This is a genomic window from Pseudoxanthomonas sp. (assembly GCF_035999195.1).
In the GTDB taxonomy this organism is placed as follows: domain Bacteria; phylum Pseudomonadota; class Gammaproteobacteria; order Xanthomonadales; family Xanthomonadaceae; genus Pseudoxanthomonas_A.
This window is the reverse complement of record NZ_DASYGY010000009.1, coordinates 2,044,530-2,060,584: the sequence shown is the minus strand read 5'-3', so window position 1 is coordinate 2,060,584 and position 16,055 is coordinate 2,044,530. Positions and strand designations below refer to the sequence as shown.

Below are 16,055 nucleotides of genomic sequence, written 5' to 3'. Positions count from 1 at the left end.
GTCTAGGCAATGACGCAAGTGAATGGGATGTGGAAGCGGTTGATGACGGCGTGCACGCTGCTGGCGATGCCGGCGCTGGCCTGGGCGCAGTCGGCCGACCCGAAGCCGTGGCAGCTGAACATGGGCAAGGGCGTCACCGCGTCCTCCCAGCACGCCTACGACGCGCACATGATCGCGCTGTGGGTCTGCATCGTGATCGGCCTGATCGTGTTCGGCGCGATGGGCTACGCGATGTTCAAGTTCCGCAAGTCCAAGGGTGCGGTGGCCGCGCAGTTCAGCCACAACACCACGGCCGAGATCATCTGGACCGTCATTCCCGTGCTGATCCTGGTGGTCATGGCCTGGCCGGCGACCGCCAAGCTGATCGCCATGTACGACACCCGCAACGCCGAGATGACCGTCAAGGTCACCGGCTACCAGTGGATGTGGAAGTACGAGTACCTGGGTGAGGACGTGTCCTTCACCAGCCGCCTGGACCGCGAGTCCGACCGCATCCGCCAGAGCGGCGAGAAGCCGGACCTGGCGAAGAACCCGCACTACCTGCTGGACGTCGACAACCAGCTGGTGCTGCCGACCGACACCAAGATCCGCTTCGTGATCACCGCCGACGACGTCATCCACGCGTGGTGGGTGCCGGCGCTGGGCTGGAAGCAGGACGCCATTCCGGGCATCGTCAACGAGGCCTGGACCGACATCAAGCAACCGGGCATCTACCGTGGCCAGTGCGCCGAGCTGTGCGGCAAGGACCACGGCTTCATGCCGATCGTCGTGAAGGCGGTGCCGAAGGCCGAGTTCCAGCAGTGGCTGGCCTCCAAGAAGCCCGCTCCGCCCGCCGAACCCGCTCCGGCCGCCCCGGCGGAACAGGCCGCGCCGGCCGACGCCACGACGGCCCCGGCCGTTGACGCCGCCCCCACCGCCGAGACGCCCGCGCCGACCGCGCAGGGCTGATCGACCGTCCGCACAGTTGCAAGAGAGTACGAACATGGCCAACACCGCTGTCGATCATCACGACGATCATCACGGTCACCAGCAGGGCTTCATCGACCGGTGGTTCTTCTCCACGAACCACAAGGACATCGGTACCCTCTACCTGATCTTCAGCTTCGTCATGTTCATCATCGGCGCGGGCATGTCGGTGATCATCCGTGCCGAGCTGATGGTGCCGGGCCTGCAATGGGTCAGCCCCGAATTCTTCAACCAGATGACCACGGTGCATGCGCTGGTCATGATCTTCGGTGGCGTGATGCCGGCGTTCGTCGGCCTGGCCAACTGGATGATCCCGCTGCAGGTCGGCGCGCCGGACATGGCGCTGCCGCGCATGAACAACTGGTCCTTCTGGATCATGCCGTTCGCCTTCACCCTGCTGCTGATGTCGCTGTTCCTGCCGGGCGGCGCGCCGGCCGGCGGCTGGACGCTGTACCCGCCGCTGTCGCTGCAGGGCGGCTACAACGTCGCCTTCACCATCTTCGCGATCCACATGATGGGCATCAGCTCGATCATGGGTGCCATCAACATCATCGCCACCGTGCTGAACATGCGCGCGCCGGGCATCGACCTGCTGAAGATGCCGATCTTCTGCTGGACGTGGCTGATCACCGCATTCCTGCTGATCGCGGTGATGCCGGTGCTCGCCGGTGCCGTGACCATGCTGCTGACCGACAAGTTCTTCGGCACCAGCTTCTTCAACGCGGCCGGCGGCGGCGACCCGGTGATGTACCAGCACATCTTCTGGTTCTTCGGTCACCCCGAGGTCTACATCATGATCCTGCCGGCGTTCGGCGTGGTGTCGGAAATCATCCCGACCTTCAGCCGCAAGCCGCTGTTCGGCTACCAGGCCATGGTGTACGCGACCGCCTCCATCGCGTTCCTGTCGTTCATCGTGTGGGCGCACCACATGTTCACGGTGGGCATGCCGCTGGGCGGCGAGATCTACTTCATGTTCGCCACCATGCTGATCGCCATCCCGACCGGCGTGAAGGTGTTCAACTGGGTCAGCACCATGTGGCGCGGCTCGCTGTCCTTCGAGACGCCGATGCTGTGGGCCGTGGGCTTCGTGATCCTGTTCACCATCGGTGGTTTCTCCGGCCTGATGCTGGCCATCGTGCCGGCGGACTTCCAGTACCACGACACCTACTTCGTGGTGGCGCACTTCCACTACGTGCTGGTGACCGGCGCGCTGTTCTCCATCATCGCCGCGACGTACTACTGGTGGCCGAAGTGGACCGGCCGCATGTACAGCGAGTTCTGGGGCAAGGTCCATTTCTGGTGGACGATCGTGTTCGTCAACCTGCTGTTCTTCCCGCAGCACTTCCTGGGCCTGGCCGGCATGCCGCGCCGCATCCCGGACTACAACCCGGTGTTCGCGGACTGGAACCTGATCAGCTCGATCGGCGCGTTCGGCATGTTCGTCACGCCGTTCATGATGGCCGCGATCCTGTGGTCCTCGCTGCGCAGCGGCCAGAAGGCCGAAGCGCGCGCCTGGGAAAACGCCCGGGGCCTGGAGTGGACCGTGCCGTCGCCGGCGCCGCACCACACCTTCACCACGCCGCCGGTCATCAAGGATGGCGACCTGGCGCATGGCGACGTGACGCACTGAGACGCCTGAGCGCCTGCGCATGAACGTGCCCGCCTTCACTCCCGAAGAACTCGCACGCCGCCGCAGGGCGGTGCTGCGGACGGCATGGGTGATCGGCGGCATCGCCTTCGCGATCTTCGCGGCCTTCATCGGCCGCGCGGTGCTGAGCGCATGACGGCCGCCAAGTCCAACTCGGCGGGCCTGTTCAAGCTGGTGGGCGTGGCGATGGCCGTGTTCGTGCTGACGTTCTCGCTGGTGCCGCTGTACCGCATCGCCTGCGAGAAGGTGTTCGGCATCCGCCTGGAGCAGGGTCCCGGCCAGGCCGCGGCGGCGGCCGCCGCCAAGGCGAAGCGCACGGTCACCGTGCAGTTCGACGGCGGCGTGAACTCCAAGCTGCCGTGGGCCTTCAAGCCGGAACAGCTGACCATGCAGGTGGTGCCCGGCGAGCTCTACGAAGCAAAGTATTTCGCCCGCAACGACAGCGACAAGGCCGTCGTCGGCAGCGCGGTGCCGTCGGTCGCGCCGGCGCGCGCGTCGGGCTACTTCACCAAGACCGAGTGTTTCTGCTTCACCGCCCAGACCCTGCAGCCCGGCGAGAGCCGCGACATGCCGGTCCGCTTCATCGTGGACCAGGACCTGCCGGCGGAAGTGAAGACGATCACCCTGTCGTATACCTTCTTCAAGAACGACGCCCTGACCGCGCAGATCGGCACGGGCACGGCGTCGCCTTCGCCGCTCGCGGCACCCTGATCACGCCTTAGCAACCGGAAGCAACGCCATGGCAAACGCCTCATCGCCAGACGCCAACATCTACTTCGTGCCGCACAGCTCCAAGTGGCCGTTCGTGGGCTCCATCGCCATGTTCATCACGATGGTCGGCGTGGCCAGCTGGCTCAACGACATTTCGTGGGGCATGTGGACCTTCTACGCCGGCGTCGTCGGTCTGTGCGCCACGCTGTTCATGTGGTTCGGCGACGTGATCCGCGAGTCGGTGAGCGGCCACTACAACCGCCAGGTGGACGTGTCGTTCCGCATGGGCATGGTGTGGTTCATCTTCTCGGAAGTGATGTTCTTCGCGGCCTTCTTCGGCGCGCTGTTCTACGCGCGCACGCTGTCGCTGCCGTGGCTCGGCGGCGAAGGCGACGGTGTGATGACCAACAGCCTGCTGTGGGAAGGGTTCTCTGCGGCGTGGCCGAGCGCCGGCCCGGGCCAGGTGGGTGGTCAGTTCCAGACCGTGTCCGCTTGGGGCTTGCCGCTGGTCAACACGCTGATCCTGCTGACCTCGGGCGTGACCATCACCATCGCCCACCATGCCTTGAAGGCGGGCAACCGCAGCCAGCTGCTGATCTGGCTGGGCGCCACCGTGCTGCTGGGCTGCGTGTTCTTGTATTACCAGGCGGTGGAATACATCCACGCGTACAAGGAACTGAACCTGACGCTGGGTTCGGGCATCTACGGCTCCACGTTCTTCATGCTGACCGGCTTCCACGGCCTGCACGTGACGCTGGGCACGATCATGCTGGCGATCATCTGGTTCCGCTGCGCCAAGGGCCACTTCACCAAGGACGACCATTTCGGCTTCGAAGCCGTGGCGTGGTACTGGCACTTCGTCGACGTGGTGTGGCTGGGCCTGTTCCTGTTCGTCTACGTGTTGTGATTTCGTGATTCGTGATGGGTGATTCGCTGACAGCGAAAGCACCACACACAGCGAGAGCGACGGAGATCCCGTCGCTCTTTGCTTTTACGAATCACGCATCACGAATCACGAATCACGAATCACGGCGCTCAGCCCGGATTGATCCCATGCGGCTGGATCCAGCCCATCTTGATGGCCACGACCACCAGCAGGATCAGGCCCACGGACAGTGCGATGCGGCGGGTCAGCGCATTGACCGTGCGCTTGCTCTCGCCCTTGTCCACCAGCATGTAGTACAGGCCGGCGCCCAGGTTCCAGACGATGAGGATGAGGAAGGCGATGATCAGCAGGGTTTTCAGCGAATCGTTCATGGCGTCCTTGACGGGGCCGGGGCGGTGAGGCGCGCATTATCGCGCCATTGGCGTGAGCCGATGGTGGGTGCGGCAATCGGACGCAGTCCGTGAGCCGCCGCATGCCGCTGCCGGTCGGCTGGACTTTGGCCGTGCTGGCGATGTCGCTGTTCGGCAGCCTGGGCGCCTGGCAGTGGGGCCGGGCCGAGCAGAAGCAGGCCATGCTCGCGGACACCGCCCGCATACTGGCCGAGCGCCGGGCGCAGCCGCTGGCGCTGGCAGCGGATCCCGCGCGTGCGCAGGCCTACGACTGGGTCGAGGGCGATGGCGAATTCCTGCCCGCGCCGGCCATCCTGCTCGACAACCAGACCCGTGACCGTCGGGCCGGCGTGCGTGCTTATCGCGTCTTCCAACCTGCCAGCGCGGGCGCGCCGCTGCTGGTGGAACTGGGCTGGCTGCCCGTGCCGGGCGACCGCGCCATGCCCGCCGTGGCGGCGCCGCCCGGGCAGCGGCGCATCGCGGGCTTGCTGGTCCCGCCCCCCTCGGAGGGCATCGCCCACGCGCCGCCCAGCACGCAGCCGGATGGCAGCCTGCTGGTGATCGCGTTGCAACCGCCGGCGCTGGCACAGGCGCTGGGGCTGTCGTCGCTGGCGCCGCGGGTGTTGAAGCTGGATCCGGACCTGCCGCTGGGCCATGCCCGCGACCTGGAGATCCTGCCCAATACCCTGCCGCCGGAGCGCCACATCGGCTACGCGGTGCAATGGTTCGGACTGGCCGGGGCGGTGCTGGTGACCGCGCTGCTGCTGACCTGGCGCAGCCGGCGGGTTGCGCTACAGGGTCATTGAGCGGCCACGGGACAGGCGCGTGGAATCCCCCGTAACCCCGTTCGTGGTGAGCCTGTCGAACCACGCGCTTTGCGCTGGATCGACCTGTCACGATGGCCTTGTCTTGCCGTCGAGAGGCGCGGTTCGACAGGCTCACCACGGACGGTATCGGGGAGTGGTGGGCGACGAGCCGCGTCGTCCGCACCTCGGATAGCGGCAATGACCGCCCGGGCGTGAGAAAATGCCGCGCATGGACCCCAAACCATTCGATCCCGCCCAGCGGCGTCGCGGGCGGTGGATGCTCGTCGGCCTGTTCGCCCTGTTCTTCGGCACCGTGTTCGGCGCCGGCATCCTGCGTTTCTCCGGCTGGCAGCCGGCCGCGCACAAGAACCACGGTGTGATGCTGCAGCCGCCCGTGGACGCACGTGATCTCTCGCCGGCGCTCGCCGGTGGCGGCCGCTACGGCTGGACGCCGGCCGAGCGCCGCTGGCGCATCGTCGCCGCGCCGTCGCCCGGGTGCACGCAGGCCTGCACCGCGCTTGCGCAGGATCTGGACAAGGTCTGGCAGCTGTTCGGCCACAACGCCGACGAGGTCGACATCCTGTGGATCGGCGACTATCCGGCCGACGCCCCGCGGCACTCGGCGCTGCGCCTGGTGCGCGCCGACGATCCGTTGCGCACGCGCCTGCCGCAGGTGGACGACGCAGCGGGCACGCCGGTCTACGTGATCGATCCCCATGGCTTCATCATCCTGCGCTATGCCCCGGGCTTCGATCCGGGTGGCCTGCGCACGGATGTGTCCAAGCTGATCAAGCTCATCTGAGCCCCCGCTAGAACGACAGATGATGAACACCAGTGCGCGCCCCGTGATCTACCGACACTTCCACCGCATCGCCTGGCTGGCGGTCGCCCTGACGCTGTGCGTCGTGGTGTTCGGCGCTTTCGTGCGCCTGTCCGACGCCGGCCTGAGCTGCCCCGACTGGCCGACCTGCTACGGTCGCGCCGCGTGGCCGAAGGCGGTGGACGAGGCCGCTGCCCACGTGGCCAGCGAGATCCGTCCGTTCGAGACGCACAAGGCGTGGCGCGAACAGGTGCACCGCCACATCGCCGCCGCGCTCGGCGTGCTGGTGCTGGTGCTGGCCCTGCTGGCGGCGCGTCGCCGCCGCTGGGGCATCGCGCAGATCCTCGTCGCCGCAGGCCTGGTCGGTGCGGCGATTCCGCTGTACATGCACGGCGAACACGTGCAGGCGTCGGTGTTGGCGATCATCGGCGAAGCGATCCTGCTGTTCGCCGCGTTGCGCTGGTCGAACATCGATCTCGCGCGCGCTGGCGCATTGACGCTGGCGGTGATCATCTTCCAGGCGCTGCTCGGCATGTGGACGGTGACGTGGCTGCTGAAGCCGATCGTGGTGATGGGCCACCTGCTCGGTGGCCTGACCACGTTCTCGCTGCTGGTGTGGATGGCGTGGCGCGCAACCGACCGGCCGATCCGGCTGGCCGACGCCGTCGTGCTGCGGCGCTGGCTGATCGGTGGTCTGGCGCTGCTCGGTATCCAGATCGCCCTGGGCGGCTGGGTCAGTGCCAACTATGCGGCGCTGGCATGCGGTCTGGATTTCCCCAAGTGCGTGGGCCAGTGGGCGCCGCCGGCGGACTTCCGCGAGGGCTTCGTGCTGTGGCGGGGGATCGGCGTGGATTACGAGGGCGGCGTGCTCGATGGCGCGGCGCGCATCGCGATCCAGCTGGCCCACCGCATCATGGCGGTGGTGGTGGCGCTGTACGTGCTGGCGCTGGCGCTGCGCCTGTTCCGCACGCCGGGCATGCGCAGCTGGTCGCTGACGCTGCTGGTGCTGATCGTCGCGCAGGTCACGCTGGGCATCCTCAACGTCAAGCTCAACCTGCCGCTGCCGGTCGCGGTGGCGCACAACGCCGGCGCGGTGCTGCTGCTGTTCACCCTGGTGTCGCTGACCGCGCGCCTGCGCAGGCCCGATTGATGGCCTCGACGTTCCGCCAGTACTGGGACCTGACCAAGCCGCGGGTGGTGGCGCTGATCGTGTTCACCGCGATCGTCGGCATGTTCCTGGCCATCGATGGCCTGCCGGACGGGTCCGAACTGCTGCGCGGTGCGCTCGGCTTCCTCGGCATCTGGCTGGCCGCCTCCAGCGCCGCCGCGATCAACCAGCTGCTGGATGCGCGCATCGACGCGAAGATGGCGCGCACGTCGTGGCGCCCGCTGGTGCAGGGCCAGGTGAAGCCGTGGCAGGCGCTGGTGTTCGCGCTGGTGCTGGCGGCGCTGTCGATGGGCATCCTGGTGCTGTGGGTCAACACGATCACGGCGATCCTGACCTTCGCCTCGCTGATCGGCTACGCGGTGATCTACACCGTGTTCCTGAAGCGCGCTACGCCGCAGAACATCGTCATCGGCGGTATCGCCGGCGCGGCGCCGCCGCTGCTGGGCTGGGCGACGATGACCGGCATGCAGGGCGAGTGGGACTGGCCGCACGCGCTGCTGCTGGTACTGATCATCTTCGTGTGGACGCCGCCGCACTTCTGGGCGCTGGCGATCTTCCGCCGCGAGGACTACGCACGCGCGCTGGTGCCGATGCTGCCGGTGACGCACGGCGTGACCTATACGCGCTGGCAGATCCTGTTCTACACCGTGCTGCTGGTCGAAGTGACCGTGCTGCCGGTGGTGTTCGGCATGAGCGGCTTCTTCTACCTGGGCGGCGCGCTGGTGCTGGGCGCGGTGTTCCTCTGGTACGCATGGCGCCTGCTGGATCCGCCGGACGACTTCTTCCCGATGCGGGTGTTCAACTATTCCATCGTCTACCTGATGGCGTTGTTCGCGTTCCTGCTGGTCGATCATTGGGTGATGCCGATGCTGCGGCCTGCCGCATCGGCGGCCGGCATCGAGTTCGTGCCGGCGGGGTGATCCCCTGTAGGAGCGACGTCAGTTGCGACCGCACGCCATTGGCATGCACGGCAGTGACGATGTGCATGGTCTTGCAGTGTCCGCCAGCAGGGTCCGAGGTCCACGCAACGCCGTTCGCACGGTCGCGACTCACGTCGCTCCTACAACGGCTCGGCTGCGTCCGGCTCCGCCAGCTGCTCCAGCACCACCGGCTCCAGCGAGGTCAGTCCTGCCGCGCGGCCCAACGTCAGCGCATCCTCCTGCGATGCGCCCTCCAGGGCCGCGCCCAGCGCGAGCAGCGCACCGACGCGATTCCCCGAGGCGCAGTGCAGCAGCACGTCGCCTTCCTGCGCCTTCAGCAGATCCTGCAACGCCCTGGCATTCGCCGGCGAGATGTCGTCCTTGCCGGCGATCGGCAGCGCGACGTACGCCATGCCAAGGCGGCGTGCTTCGGCGGCTGCGTCGTAGCCACGGTCTTCCTGCGCGCCGCGCAGATCGATCACGGTACGCACGCCTTGCGATTGCACTCGCGCGAGGTCTTCCAGTGACGGCTGGCCGCCGGTATGCAGGCCAGCCCTGGGTTGGGTGAAGTCGGTGGCGTGCGCCGCGAGCGACAGGCCGCCGGCCAGCAATGTGGAAAGCAGAAGCGCAAGACGTGTCATCACGGACTCCTCAGTGGCGGCCGATACGGGCCTGCAGCAGGGTGCGCAGCTCGTACTTGTCGGTTTCGTCCAGGCCTTGGCTGCGCTGCTTGGCCTGCAGTTCGTCGAGCCGTTGCTGCAGCATCTGCTTTTCGAGCTGCACGGCGGCGTCGAGCACTTCCATGCGCCAGCTGTCCTCGTCGCCGGGCAGATCCTGCATCGCCAGCTTCTGCAGCGCGGCGGCTTCCTCGCGCTCGGCGAAGTGTTCCAGCAGCACGCCGGTGGTGATGTCCGGACGCGCGTGCACCAGATCGATCAGTTCGAGCAGCAGTTCCATGCCGGCCAGTCGCAGCGCGGAAAAGCCATGCGTCGATTCGATGGCCAGCGCCAGCGCCGGTTTGTGAAGCAGGCGCACGATGAGGCTGCGGACCAGGCTGGGTTTCTGGCCGGCCCGCGACGGCGCCGTCCGCCGGGCAGGCGTGGGCGCGGCCGGGGCGGGGTTGGCGTTGCCGGCGCCCACGCCGGTGATCTCGGTCAGGCGCTGGCGCATCAGGTCGCCGAACGCGCCGTCGGGGATCTGCGCGAGCAGCGGGCGCGCGCGCTCGGCCAGGCGCGCCTTGCCGTCGAGCGTGGACAGCTTGATGTCCTTGGCCAGTTCGTCGAAGAAGAACTGCGAGAGCGGTGTCGCCTGCTGCAGGCGCGTGTCGAATCCGGCCGCGCCTTCCTGCCGCACGATGGTGTCGGGATCTTCGCCGTCGGGCAGGAACAGGAAGAACGCCTGCCGTCCGTCCTTCATGCGCGGCAGCACCGACTCGAGCGCACGCCAGGCGGCACGCTGGCCGGCGGCATCGCCATCGAAGCAGAAGTAGACATCCGGCGCGTTGCGGAACAGCAGCTCGGCGTGTTCCGGCGTGGTCGCCGTGCCCAGCGTGGCGACCGCTTCCGTCACGCCGAACTGGAACAGCGACACCACGTCCATGTAGCCCTCCACTACCACCAGCCGCGCGATCTTCTGGTTGGCCTGCTTCACCTGCCACAGGCCGTACAGCTCGCGGCCCTTGTGGAACAGCGCGGTCTCCGGCGAGTTGAGGTACTTCGGGCCGTCGTCCTTCTGCAGCACGCGGCCGCCGAAGGCGATCACGCGGCCACGCCGGTCGTGGATGGGGAACATCACCCGGTCGCGGAACTTGTCGTACACGTGGCCGCGGTCGTTCTTCGAAAACAGGCCGGCGCGGTCGAGCAGCTTCATCCGGCGTTCGTCGGTGCCCAGCGCGTCCTTCAACGCGGAAAAACCGTCCGGCGCGTAGCCGATCATGAACTGCGTGCGGATGGCCGCATCCACGCCGCGGCCGTCGAGATAGGCCTTGGCCTTGTCGCTGCCGTCCAGGTGGCGCTGGAAGAAGCGGGCCGCCGCTTCCAGTGCGTTGAAGAGGTCGCGGGTATCGTTGTTCTCGTTGCGCTGCTGCGTCTCGCGCGGCACTTCCATGCCGGTGCGCCGCGCCAGCTCTTCCACCGCATCGAGGAACTCGAGGCGGTCGTAGTTCATCAGGAACGACAGCGCGGTGCCGTGCGCGCCGCAGCCGAAGCAGTGGTAGAACTGCTTGGTGGGCGACACCGTGAACGACGGCGAGCGCTCATCGTGGAACGGGCAGCAGGCCGAATACTCCTTGCCCTGCCGTTTCAGCGGCACGCGCGCGCCGACCACCTCGACGATATCCGTCCGGGCGAGCAGTTCGTCGATGAAGGCGTCGGGGATGCGGGCCATGGAACGCATAGGATGCCACGGCGGGCCGCGCGGCCGTCGCGCTACCATGCCGGCATGCCTGTTGACGCTCCTTCCGATGAGGCCGTGCTGGCGCAACTGCGCGACGCGGTCGGCCGCGGCCATGTGCTGACCGGCGACCGCGCCACGCGCCGCTACCGCAAGGGCTACCGCTTCGGTGAGGGGCCGGTGCTGGCCGTGGTGCGGCCGGGCACGCTGCTGGAGCTGTGGCGGGTACTGCAGGTCATCGTCGCGGCGGGACGCATCGTGCTGATGCAGGCGGCCAATACCGGGCTGACCGGCGGTTCCACGCCGGATGGCGACGGTTACGACCGCGGCATCGTGCTGGTCAGCACACGACGCCTGACCGGCGTGCAGCTGCTCGATGGTGGGCGCCAGGTCGTCTGCCTGCCCGGCGCGACGCTGGACGTGCTGGAGAAGCGGCTCGCGCCGCTGGGCCGCGAGCCGCATTCGGTCATCGGCTCCTCCTGCATCGGCGCGTCCGTGCTCGGTGGCGTCTGCAACAACTCCGGGGGCGCACTGGTGCGGCGCGGGCCCGCCTACACCGAGCTGGCGCTGTATGCGCAGCTCGGCGAAGACGGAGTGCTGCGGCTGGTGAACCATCTCGGCATCGCGCTGGGCGACACGCCGGAAGTCATCCTGTCGCGGCTGCAGGCCTGTGACTACGGCGCCGACGACGTCGACCACGATCCGGCGCAGGCGGCCTCGGATCCGCACTACGCCGACCACGTGCGACAGGTCGACGCGCCCACGCCGGCGCGCTACAACGCCGATCCCTCACGGCTGCACGAGGCGTCGGGGTGCGCGGGACGGCTGGCGGTGTTCGCGGTGCGGCTGGATACGTTCGAACAGGATGCCGCGTCGGTCTTCTACCTCGGCAGCAACGATCCGGACGATCTCACCGAGGTGCGCCGGCACCTGCTGACGGCCTTCGAGCGGTTGCCCATCGCCGGCGAGTACCTGCATCGCGACGCCTTCGACATCGGCGACCGCTACGGCAAGGACACCTTCCTGCTGATCGATCGTTTCGGCACGGGCCGGGTGCCGGCGGCGTTCGCACTGAAGAGCCGCGTGGACGGCTGGTGCGAACGGCTCGGCATGCCGGGGCTGGCGGACCGCGTGCTGCAGTCGCTGACGGCGATGCTGCCGGACCACCTGCCGCCCCGGCTGCGCGCGTACCGCGACCGGTACGAGCATCATCTGCTGCTGAAGGTGTCGACGCGCGATGCGGAGGCGACGCGCGCGTTCCTGGAGCGCTTCTTCGGTGAGAGCTACGGCGATTTCTTCGCCTGCGATGCGGACGAAGGTCGAAAGGCCTTCCTGTTGCGCTTCGCGGTCGCGGGCGCAGCGGTGCGTTACCGCGCCGTGCATGCCGCGCAGGTCGAGGACATCGTCGCGCTGGATATCGCCCTGCGCCGCGACGACCGCGCGTGGGTGGAAACCCTGCCGGCCGAGTTGGCCACCACGATGGTGGCGCGGCTCTACTACGGGCACTTCTTCTGCCACGTGTTCCACCAGGACTACATCGTGAAGAAGGGCGTCGATCCGTTGGCCGTTGAGCATCGCCTGTGGGACCTGCTCGACGCACGCGGCGCCGAATATCCGGCCGAGCACAACGTCGGCCACCTCTACCGCGCCAAGCCGGCGCTGGCCGGGTTCTACCGCGCGCTGGATCCGACCAACACGTTCAACCCCGGGATCGGGCAGACCAGCAAGCGGGCGGCTTGGGAAGGGCAGGTGTGAGTGGAGAGGGTGAGGAGTGAGAAAAGGCGGCTTTCGCTGACTCCTCACTCCTCTGCACTCGCTTCTCGACTCCCGTGCTCGTCGATCACCGCCGTGATCAGCGCGCCGACGAAGAACACCACGCTGGCGTAGTAGATCCACACCAGCAACAGGACCAGCGCGCCCATCGAGCCGTACGCACTGCCGGGCGCGGCTTCCGCCAGGTACAGGCCGATCAGGTAGCGACCGGCGGCGAACAGCAACGCGGTGATGGCGCCGCCGAGGAAGGCCTGCTTCCACGCCACGCGCCGGTCCGGCAGGTAGTGGTAGAAGAACGCGAAGGCGAGCGTGTACAGCAGCAGGGTGGTGGTGTAGCCGAGCGCGGGCAGCAGCGACGGCAGGCGCGCGAACACCACCTGCAATGCGGTCGTGGCGACCATCGACACCACCAGCAGGAAGCCGATGGCCAGCACCACGCCGAGCGAGAACACGCGCTTCTTCAGCCATGCCGCCAGTCCGTTGAGTCGCTGGGCATCGGTGCGGAAGATCAGGTTGAGGGCGCCCTGCAGTTGCGCGAAGACGACCGTGGCGCCGACGAACAGCAGCGCCGTGCTCCACCAGCCGGCCAGCGACCCGATGTCGGGCCGGTCGCTGGCGTTGCGGATCACCGTCTCGGCCACGGTGCCGGCGCCGGGACCGGCCAGCTGCTGTATCTGGTCCAGCAGCGACTGCTGCGCGGGCGGATACAGCGAGGCGGTCAGCCACAGCAGCAGGATCAGCAGCGGCGCCAGCGACAGCAGCGCGTAGAACGACAGCGACGCCGCCTGCGTCATCAGGTCGGTTTCGACGAAGCGCCGCACCAGCGCGGCGGGCAGGCTGCGGTTGAGGCGTTCGCCGGCATGGCGCGCCCGTGCTCGCAAGGTACTGAAGCGGGTGGCATGTTCCATGCCCCCAGCGTGTCGCGGGTCGCGTCAGCGGTTCGTTATGCCAGCGTGGCCGCTGCGTTCACGCGTCGTCGCGGGCGAGCGCACGTAATGCGTCGCCGGTGACGCGTTGCACGGTCCAGTCGTCCAGGCCGACGGCGCCGAGCCGACGGTAGAAGCGGATCGCGGGCTCGTTCCAGTCGAGCACGGACCACTCGAAGCGGCCATACCCGCGAGAGACGGCCAGTCGCGCGAGATGCACCATCAGCCGCTTGCCGAGGCCGAGGCCGCGATGGTCGGGCAGGACGAACAGGTCTTCGAGGTACAGCCCCGGCCGGCCGAGGAAGGTGGAGAAGGAGACGAAGAACAGCGCGAAGCCCGCTGGCGTCCCGTCGACCTCCGCGATGACGACTTCGGCGGCGGGCCGTTCGCCGAACAGGTGCGTCTCGAGCAGGGCTGGCGTGGCGACGGCTTCGTGGGCGAGCCGTTCGTACTCGGCCAGGCCGCGGATGAACGCGAGGATCTGCGGGATGTCGGCGCGGGTGGCCGGGCGCAGCGTGATGGCGGGGGTATCCATGGCGCGAGGATGCCACGGATGGAGCGCGGCGCCGGAGGTCCGGCGCCGTGCGGCAGGCTCAGCCTGCGAGTTTCTTCTTGATCAGCGCAGAGACCTGGCCCATGTCGGCCTGGCCGGCGAGGCGCGGCTTCAGCACGCCCATCAGCTTGCCCATGTCGGCCGGACCGGTGGCGCCGGTTTCGGCCACCGCCGCGTCGATGGCGGCCAGGATCTCGGCTTCGCCCAGCTTGGCCGGCAGGTAGGTGTCGATCACGGCCAGCTCGGCGCGCTCGATGGCGGCCAGGTCCTCGCGGTTGGCGGCCTCGAACTGGGTCACCGAGTCCTTGCGCTGCTTGACCATCTTCTCCAGTACGGCGAGCACGGCGGCGTCGTCCAGCTCGATCCGCTCGTCGACTTCCTTCTGCTTGATGGCCGCATTGATCAGGCGGATGACGGCCAGGCGGTCCTTCTCGCCGGCCTTCATGGCGGCCTTCATGTCATCGGTGAGCTGCTGTTTCAGGGACATGGCGGTTCTCGGGACAGGTGATTCGGGATTCGGGATCCGGTCGCAGGAAGGCGGGCGCTGTCGCGAATCCCCATCCCCTCTCCCGAATCCTGCGCCAAAACAAAAAGCCGGCGACGCTCGCGCGTGCCGGCTTCTCGCGAAGCGACGCGGCTCAGTACAGGCGCTGGCGCTTGGTGACGTCGCGCGAGCTGCGGCGCAGCTGGCGCTTCACCGCGGCGGCGGCCTTGCGCTTGCGCTCCTGGGTCGGCTTCTCGTAGAACTCGCGCTTGCGGGTTTCGGCCAGGACGCCGGCCTTCTCGCAGGTGCGCTTGAAGCGACGCAGCGCAAACTCAAACGGCTCGTTTTCGCGGACTTTGACGCTGGGCATACGTAATCTCGGTGAAGTAAACGGCCCGGTCAGACCGGGTGAGCCGCGTATTATAGCGGCAGTCTCACGCGCTGCAACCCGCCCGGTCAGTCCGCCGGCGTGTCCCCCTCCCCAGCAACCCCGGATTCCCGTCATGAAAGTCCTCGGCATCGAAACCAGCTGCGACGAAACCGGCGTGGCCGTCTACGACACCGGCCGGTCCGGCGCCGCCGGGCTGCGTGCCCACGCGGTCTACAGCCAGATCGCCCTGCATGCCGAATACGGCGGCGTGGTGCCGGAACTGGCCAGCCGCGACCACGTCCGCAAGCTGCTCCCCCTGATCCGCCAGACCCTGGCCGAGGCGGAGCTGACGACCGACGACCTGGACGGCGTGGCCTATACGGCCGGCCCGGGACTGGTCGGCGCCCTGCTGGTCGGCGCCGGCGTGGCCCGGTCCCTGGCGTGGGCGCTGGACGTGCCCGCCGTGGCGGTCCATCACATGGAAGGCCATCTGCTGGCGCCATTGATGGAAGACGATCCGCCCGACGCGCCCTTCGTGGCCCTGCTGGTGTCCGGTGGCCACACCCAACTGGTGGCCGTTGAGGCCATCGGCCGCTACCGCCTGCTCGGCGAGACGCTGGACGATGCCGCCGGCGAGGCCTTCGACAAGACCGCCAAGATGATGGGCCTGCCGTACCCGGGCGGTCCGCAACTGGCTGCCCTGGCGGAAAAGGGCACGCCGGGCCGCTTCAGGTTCGCGCGTCCGATGACCGACCGGCCGGGGCTGGACTTCAGTTTCTCCGGCCTGAAGACGCAAGTGCTGCTGGCCTGGCGCGACAGCGACCAGTCCGACCAGACCAAGGCCGATATCGCGCGCGGCTTCGAGGATGCGGTGGTCGACACGCTGGCCATCAAGTGCGAGCGCGCGCTGGACGCTGCCGGCAGCGATGTCATCGTCATCGCCGGTGGCGTGGGCGCCAACAAGCGGCTGCGCGCCAGGCTGCAGGACATGGCGGCCAGGCGCGGCGGCCGTGCCTGTTTCCCCCGCCCGTCGCTCTGCACCGACAACGGCGCGATGATCGCCTTCGCCGGTGCCTTGCGGCTGCAGGCAGGCCAGCACGAGCCGGCCGAAGTGAAGGTCACGCCACGCTGGGACATGGCCACCCTGCCCGCCGTCGCAACGGTCGACTGACGGCCGCGGCCGGCGAATTCCGTTCAGGTTCAAGGCGGTGCGGGTAGGGTGTCCGCTCCGCCAACCGACGCGT

At 68.1% G+C, this 16,055-nt stretch carries 18 protein-coding genes; 11 read left to right on the top strand and 7 right to left on the bottom strand.

The features are described 5' to 3' along the window. Positions 1–9 precede the first annotated feature (9 nt). Genes coxB through VGN58_RS16585 form a run of 5 tightly spaced genes read left to right on the top strand, consistent with a single transcriptional unit; the run spans position 10 to position 4,232 of the window. Positions 10–948 (top strand): cytochrome c oxidase subunit II, encoded by a 939-nt coding sequence (gene coxB, locus VGN58_RS16605; protein ID WP_327484280.1) that lies wholly within the window; start codon positions 10–12, stop codon positions 946–948. Between the two features lie 34 nt (positions 949–982). Then, positions 983–2,596, top strand: a complete 1,614-nt coding sequence (gene ctaD / locus VGN58_RS16600) for a cytochrome c oxidase subunit I (protein WP_327484279.1) — start codon at positions 983–985, stop codon at positions 2,594–2,596. 19 nt (positions 2,597–2,615) lie between these two features. Continuing rightward, a complete protein-coding gene (locus tag VGN58_RS16595) occupies positions 2,616–2,750 on the top strand; it encodes a hypothetical protein (RefSeq protein ID WP_268793362.1) in 135 nt (44 codons plus the stop codon). Then, positions 2,747–3,325 (top strand): cytochrome c oxidase assembly protein, encoded by a 579-nt coding sequence (locus tag VGN58_RS16590; protein WP_327484278.1) that lies wholly within the window; start codon positions 2,747–2,749, stop codon positions 3,323–3,325. The genes VGN58_RS16595 and VGN58_RS16590 overlap by 4 nt, the downstream gene beginning before the upstream one ends. Positions 3,326–3,353: 28 nt before the next feature. Beyond that, positions 3,354–4,232 (top strand): cytochrome c oxidase subunit 3, encoded by an 879-nt coding sequence (locus VGN58_RS16585; protein ID WP_327484277.1) that lies wholly within the window; start codon positions 3,354–3,356, stop codon positions 4,230–4,232. A gap of 128 nt (positions 4,233–4,360) precedes the next feature. On the opposite strand, the gene VGN58_RS16580 is transcribed toward VGN58_RS16585, so the two are convergent. Then, positions 4,361–4,582: a twin transmembrane helix small protein gene (locus tag VGN58_RS16580; RefSeq protein ID WP_327484276.1), complete on the bottom strand. Its 222-nt coding sequence runs from the start codon at positions 4,580–4,582 to the stop codon at positions 4,361–4,363. 89 nt (positions 4,583–4,671) lie between these two features. Here VGN58_RS16580 and VGN58_RS16575 point away from each other — a divergent pair, with 89 nt between their 5' ends. From VGN58_RS16575 to cyoE, 4 genes are all read left to right on the top strand, one after another. After that, a complete protein-coding gene (locus VGN58_RS16575; protein WP_414710810.1) occupies positions 4,672–5,406 on the top strand; it encodes an SURF1 family protein in 735 nt (244 codons plus the stop codon). 229 nt (positions 5,407–5,635) lie between these two features. Further along, positions 5,636–6,208 carry a hypothetical protein gene (locus VGN58_RS16570; protein WP_327484275.1) on the top strand — a complete coding sequence of 191 codons (573 nt, stop codon included), beginning with the start codon at positions 5,636–5,638 and terminating at the stop codon, positions 6,206–6,208. 22 nt (positions 6,209–6,230) lie between these two features. Beyond that, positions 6,231–7,376, top strand: a complete 1,146-nt coding sequence (locus tag VGN58_RS16565; protein ID WP_327484274.1) for a COX15/CtaA family protein — start codon at positions 6,231–6,233, stop codon at positions 7,374–7,376. Continuing rightward, positions 7,376–8,314, top strand: coding sequence for a heme o synthase (gene cyoE / locus VGN58_RS16560; RefSeq protein ID WP_327484273.1), 939 nt, complete (start codon positions 7,376–7,378; stop codon positions 8,312–8,314). Before VGN58_RS16565 ends, cyoE begins: the two co-directional genes overlap by 1 nt. 140 nt (positions 8,315–8,454) lie before the next feature. Here cyoE and VGN58_RS16555 read toward each other — a convergent pair whose 3' ends face one another. Both VGN58_RS16555 and dnaG read right to left on the bottom strand, forming a co-directional pair. Next, positions 8,455–8,955, bottom strand: coding sequence for a beta-lactamase hydrolase domain-containing protein (locus VGN58_RS16555; protein ID WP_327484272.1), 501 nt, complete (start codon positions 8,953–8,955; stop codon positions 8,455–8,457). A 10-nt stretch (positions 8,956–8,965) separates the two neighbouring features. Further along, entirely contained in the window at positions 8,966–10,699 is a 1,734-nt protein-coding gene (gene dnaG, locus VGN58_RS16550; RefSeq protein WP_327484271.1) for a DNA primase, read from the bottom strand. A gap of 54 nt (positions 10,700–10,753) precedes the next feature. Between dnaG and dld the strand changes: the two genes are divergently transcribed. Next, complete coding sequence (dld, locus tag VGN58_RS16545) at positions 10,754–12,460, top strand: D-lactate dehydrogenase (RefSeq protein WP_327484270.1); 1,707 nt, start codon at positions 10,754–10,756, stop codon at positions 12,458–12,460. A gap of 44 nt (positions 12,461–12,504) precedes the next feature. Here dld and VGN58_RS16540 read toward each other — a convergent pair whose 3' ends face one another. The 4 genes from VGN58_RS16540 to rpsU form a co-directional block, all read right to left on the bottom strand. Then, positions 12,505–13,386 carry a YihY/virulence factor BrkB family protein gene (locus VGN58_RS16540; RefSeq protein ID WP_414710809.1) on the bottom strand — a complete coding sequence of 294 codons (882 nt, stop codon included), beginning with the start codon at positions 13,384–13,386 and terminating at the stop codon, positions 12,505–12,507. Between the two features lie 58 nt (positions 13,387–13,444). Continuing rightward, complete coding sequence (locus VGN58_RS16535; RefSeq protein WP_327484269.1) at positions 13,445–13,939, bottom strand: GNAT family N-acetyltransferase; 495 nt, start codon at positions 13,937–13,939, stop codon at positions 13,445–13,447. Between the two features lie 58 nt (positions 13,940–13,997). Further along, positions 13,998–14,444 (bottom strand): GatB/YqeY domain-containing protein, encoded by a 447-nt coding sequence (locus VGN58_RS16530; protein WP_327484268.1) that lies wholly within the window; start codon positions 14,442–14,444, stop codon positions 13,998–14,000. A 151-nt stretch (positions 14,445–14,595) separates the two neighbouring features. Next, positions 14,596–14,811 carry a 30S ribosomal protein S21 gene (gene rpsU / locus VGN58_RS16525; protein ID WP_002808376.1) on the bottom strand — a complete coding sequence of 72 codons (216 nt, stop codon included), beginning with the start codon at positions 14,809–14,811 and terminating at the stop codon, positions 14,596–14,598. Positions 14,812–14,944: 133 nt separating this feature from the next. Between rpsU and tsaD the strand changes: the two genes are divergently transcribed. Next, entirely contained in the window at positions 14,945–15,982 is a 1,038-nt protein-coding gene (gene tsaD / locus VGN58_RS16520; RefSeq protein WP_327484267.1) for a tRNA (adenosine(37)-N6)-threonylcarbamoyltransferase complex transferase subunit TsaD, read from the top strand. Positions 15,983–16,055 lie beyond the last annotated feature (73 nt).

Coding starts and splice junctions, on each gene's coding strand:
- coxB (WP_327484280.1), top strand. CDS start 10: ATGACGCAAGTGAATGGGATGTGGAAGCGGTTGATGACGGCGTGCACG.
- ctaD (WP_327484279.1), top strand. CDS start 983: ATGGCCAACACCGCTGTCGATCATCACGACGATCATCACGGTCACCAG.
- VGN58_RS16595 (WP_268793362.1), top strand. CDS start 2,616: ATGAACGTGCCCGCCTTCACTCCCGAAGAACTCGCACGCCGCCGCAGG.
- VGN58_RS16590 (WP_327484278.1), top strand. CDS start 2,747: ATGACGGCCGCCAAGTCCAACTCGGCGGGCCTGTTCAAGCTGGTGGGC.
- VGN58_RS16585 (WP_327484277.1), top strand. CDS start 3,354: ATGGCAAACGCCTCATCGCCAGACGCCAACATCTACTTCGTGCCGCAC.
- VGN58_RS16580 (WP_327484276.1), bottom strand. CDS start 4,582: ATGAACGATTCGCTGAAAACCCTGCTGATCATCGCCTTCCTCATCCTC.
- VGN58_RS16570 (WP_327484275.1), top strand. CDS start 5,636: ATGGACCCCAAACCATTCGATCCCGCCCAGCGGCGTCGCGGGCGGTGG.
- VGN58_RS16565 (WP_327484274.1), top strand. CDS start 6,231: ATGAACACCAGTGCGCGCCCCGTGATCTACCGACACTTCCACCGCATC.
- cyoE (WP_327484273.1), top strand. CDS start 7,376: ATGGCCTCGACGTTCCGCCAGTACTGGGACCTGACCAAGCCGCGGGTG.
- VGN58_RS16555 (WP_327484272.1), bottom strand. CDS start 8,955: ATGACACGTCTTGCGCTTCTGCTTTCCACATTGCTGGCCGGCGGCCTG.
- dnaG (WP_327484271.1), bottom strand. CDS start 10,699: ATGGCCCGCATCCCCGACGCCTTCATCGACGAACTGCTCGCCCGGACG.
- dld (WP_327484270.1), top strand. CDS start 10,754: ATGCCTGTTGACGCTCCTTCCGATGAGGCCGTGCTGGCGCAACTGCGC.
- VGN58_RS16540 (WP_414710809.1), bottom strand. CDS start 13,386: ATGGAACATGCCACCCGCTTCAGTACCTTGCGAGCACGGGCGCGCCAT.
- VGN58_RS16535 (WP_327484269.1), bottom strand. CDS start 13,939: ATGGATACCCCCGCCATCACGCTGCGCCCGGCCACCCGCGCCGACATC.
- VGN58_RS16530 (WP_327484268.1), bottom strand. CDS start 14,444: ATGTCCCTGAAACAGCAGCTCACCGATGACATGAAGGCCGCCATGAAG.
- rpsU (WP_002808376.1), bottom strand. CDS start 14,811: ATGCCCAGCGTCAAAGTCCGCGAAAACGAGCCGTTTGAGTTTGCGCTG.
- tsaD (WP_327484267.1), top strand. CDS start 14,945: ATGAAAGTCCTCGGCATCGAAACCAGCTGCGACGAAACCGGCGTGGCC.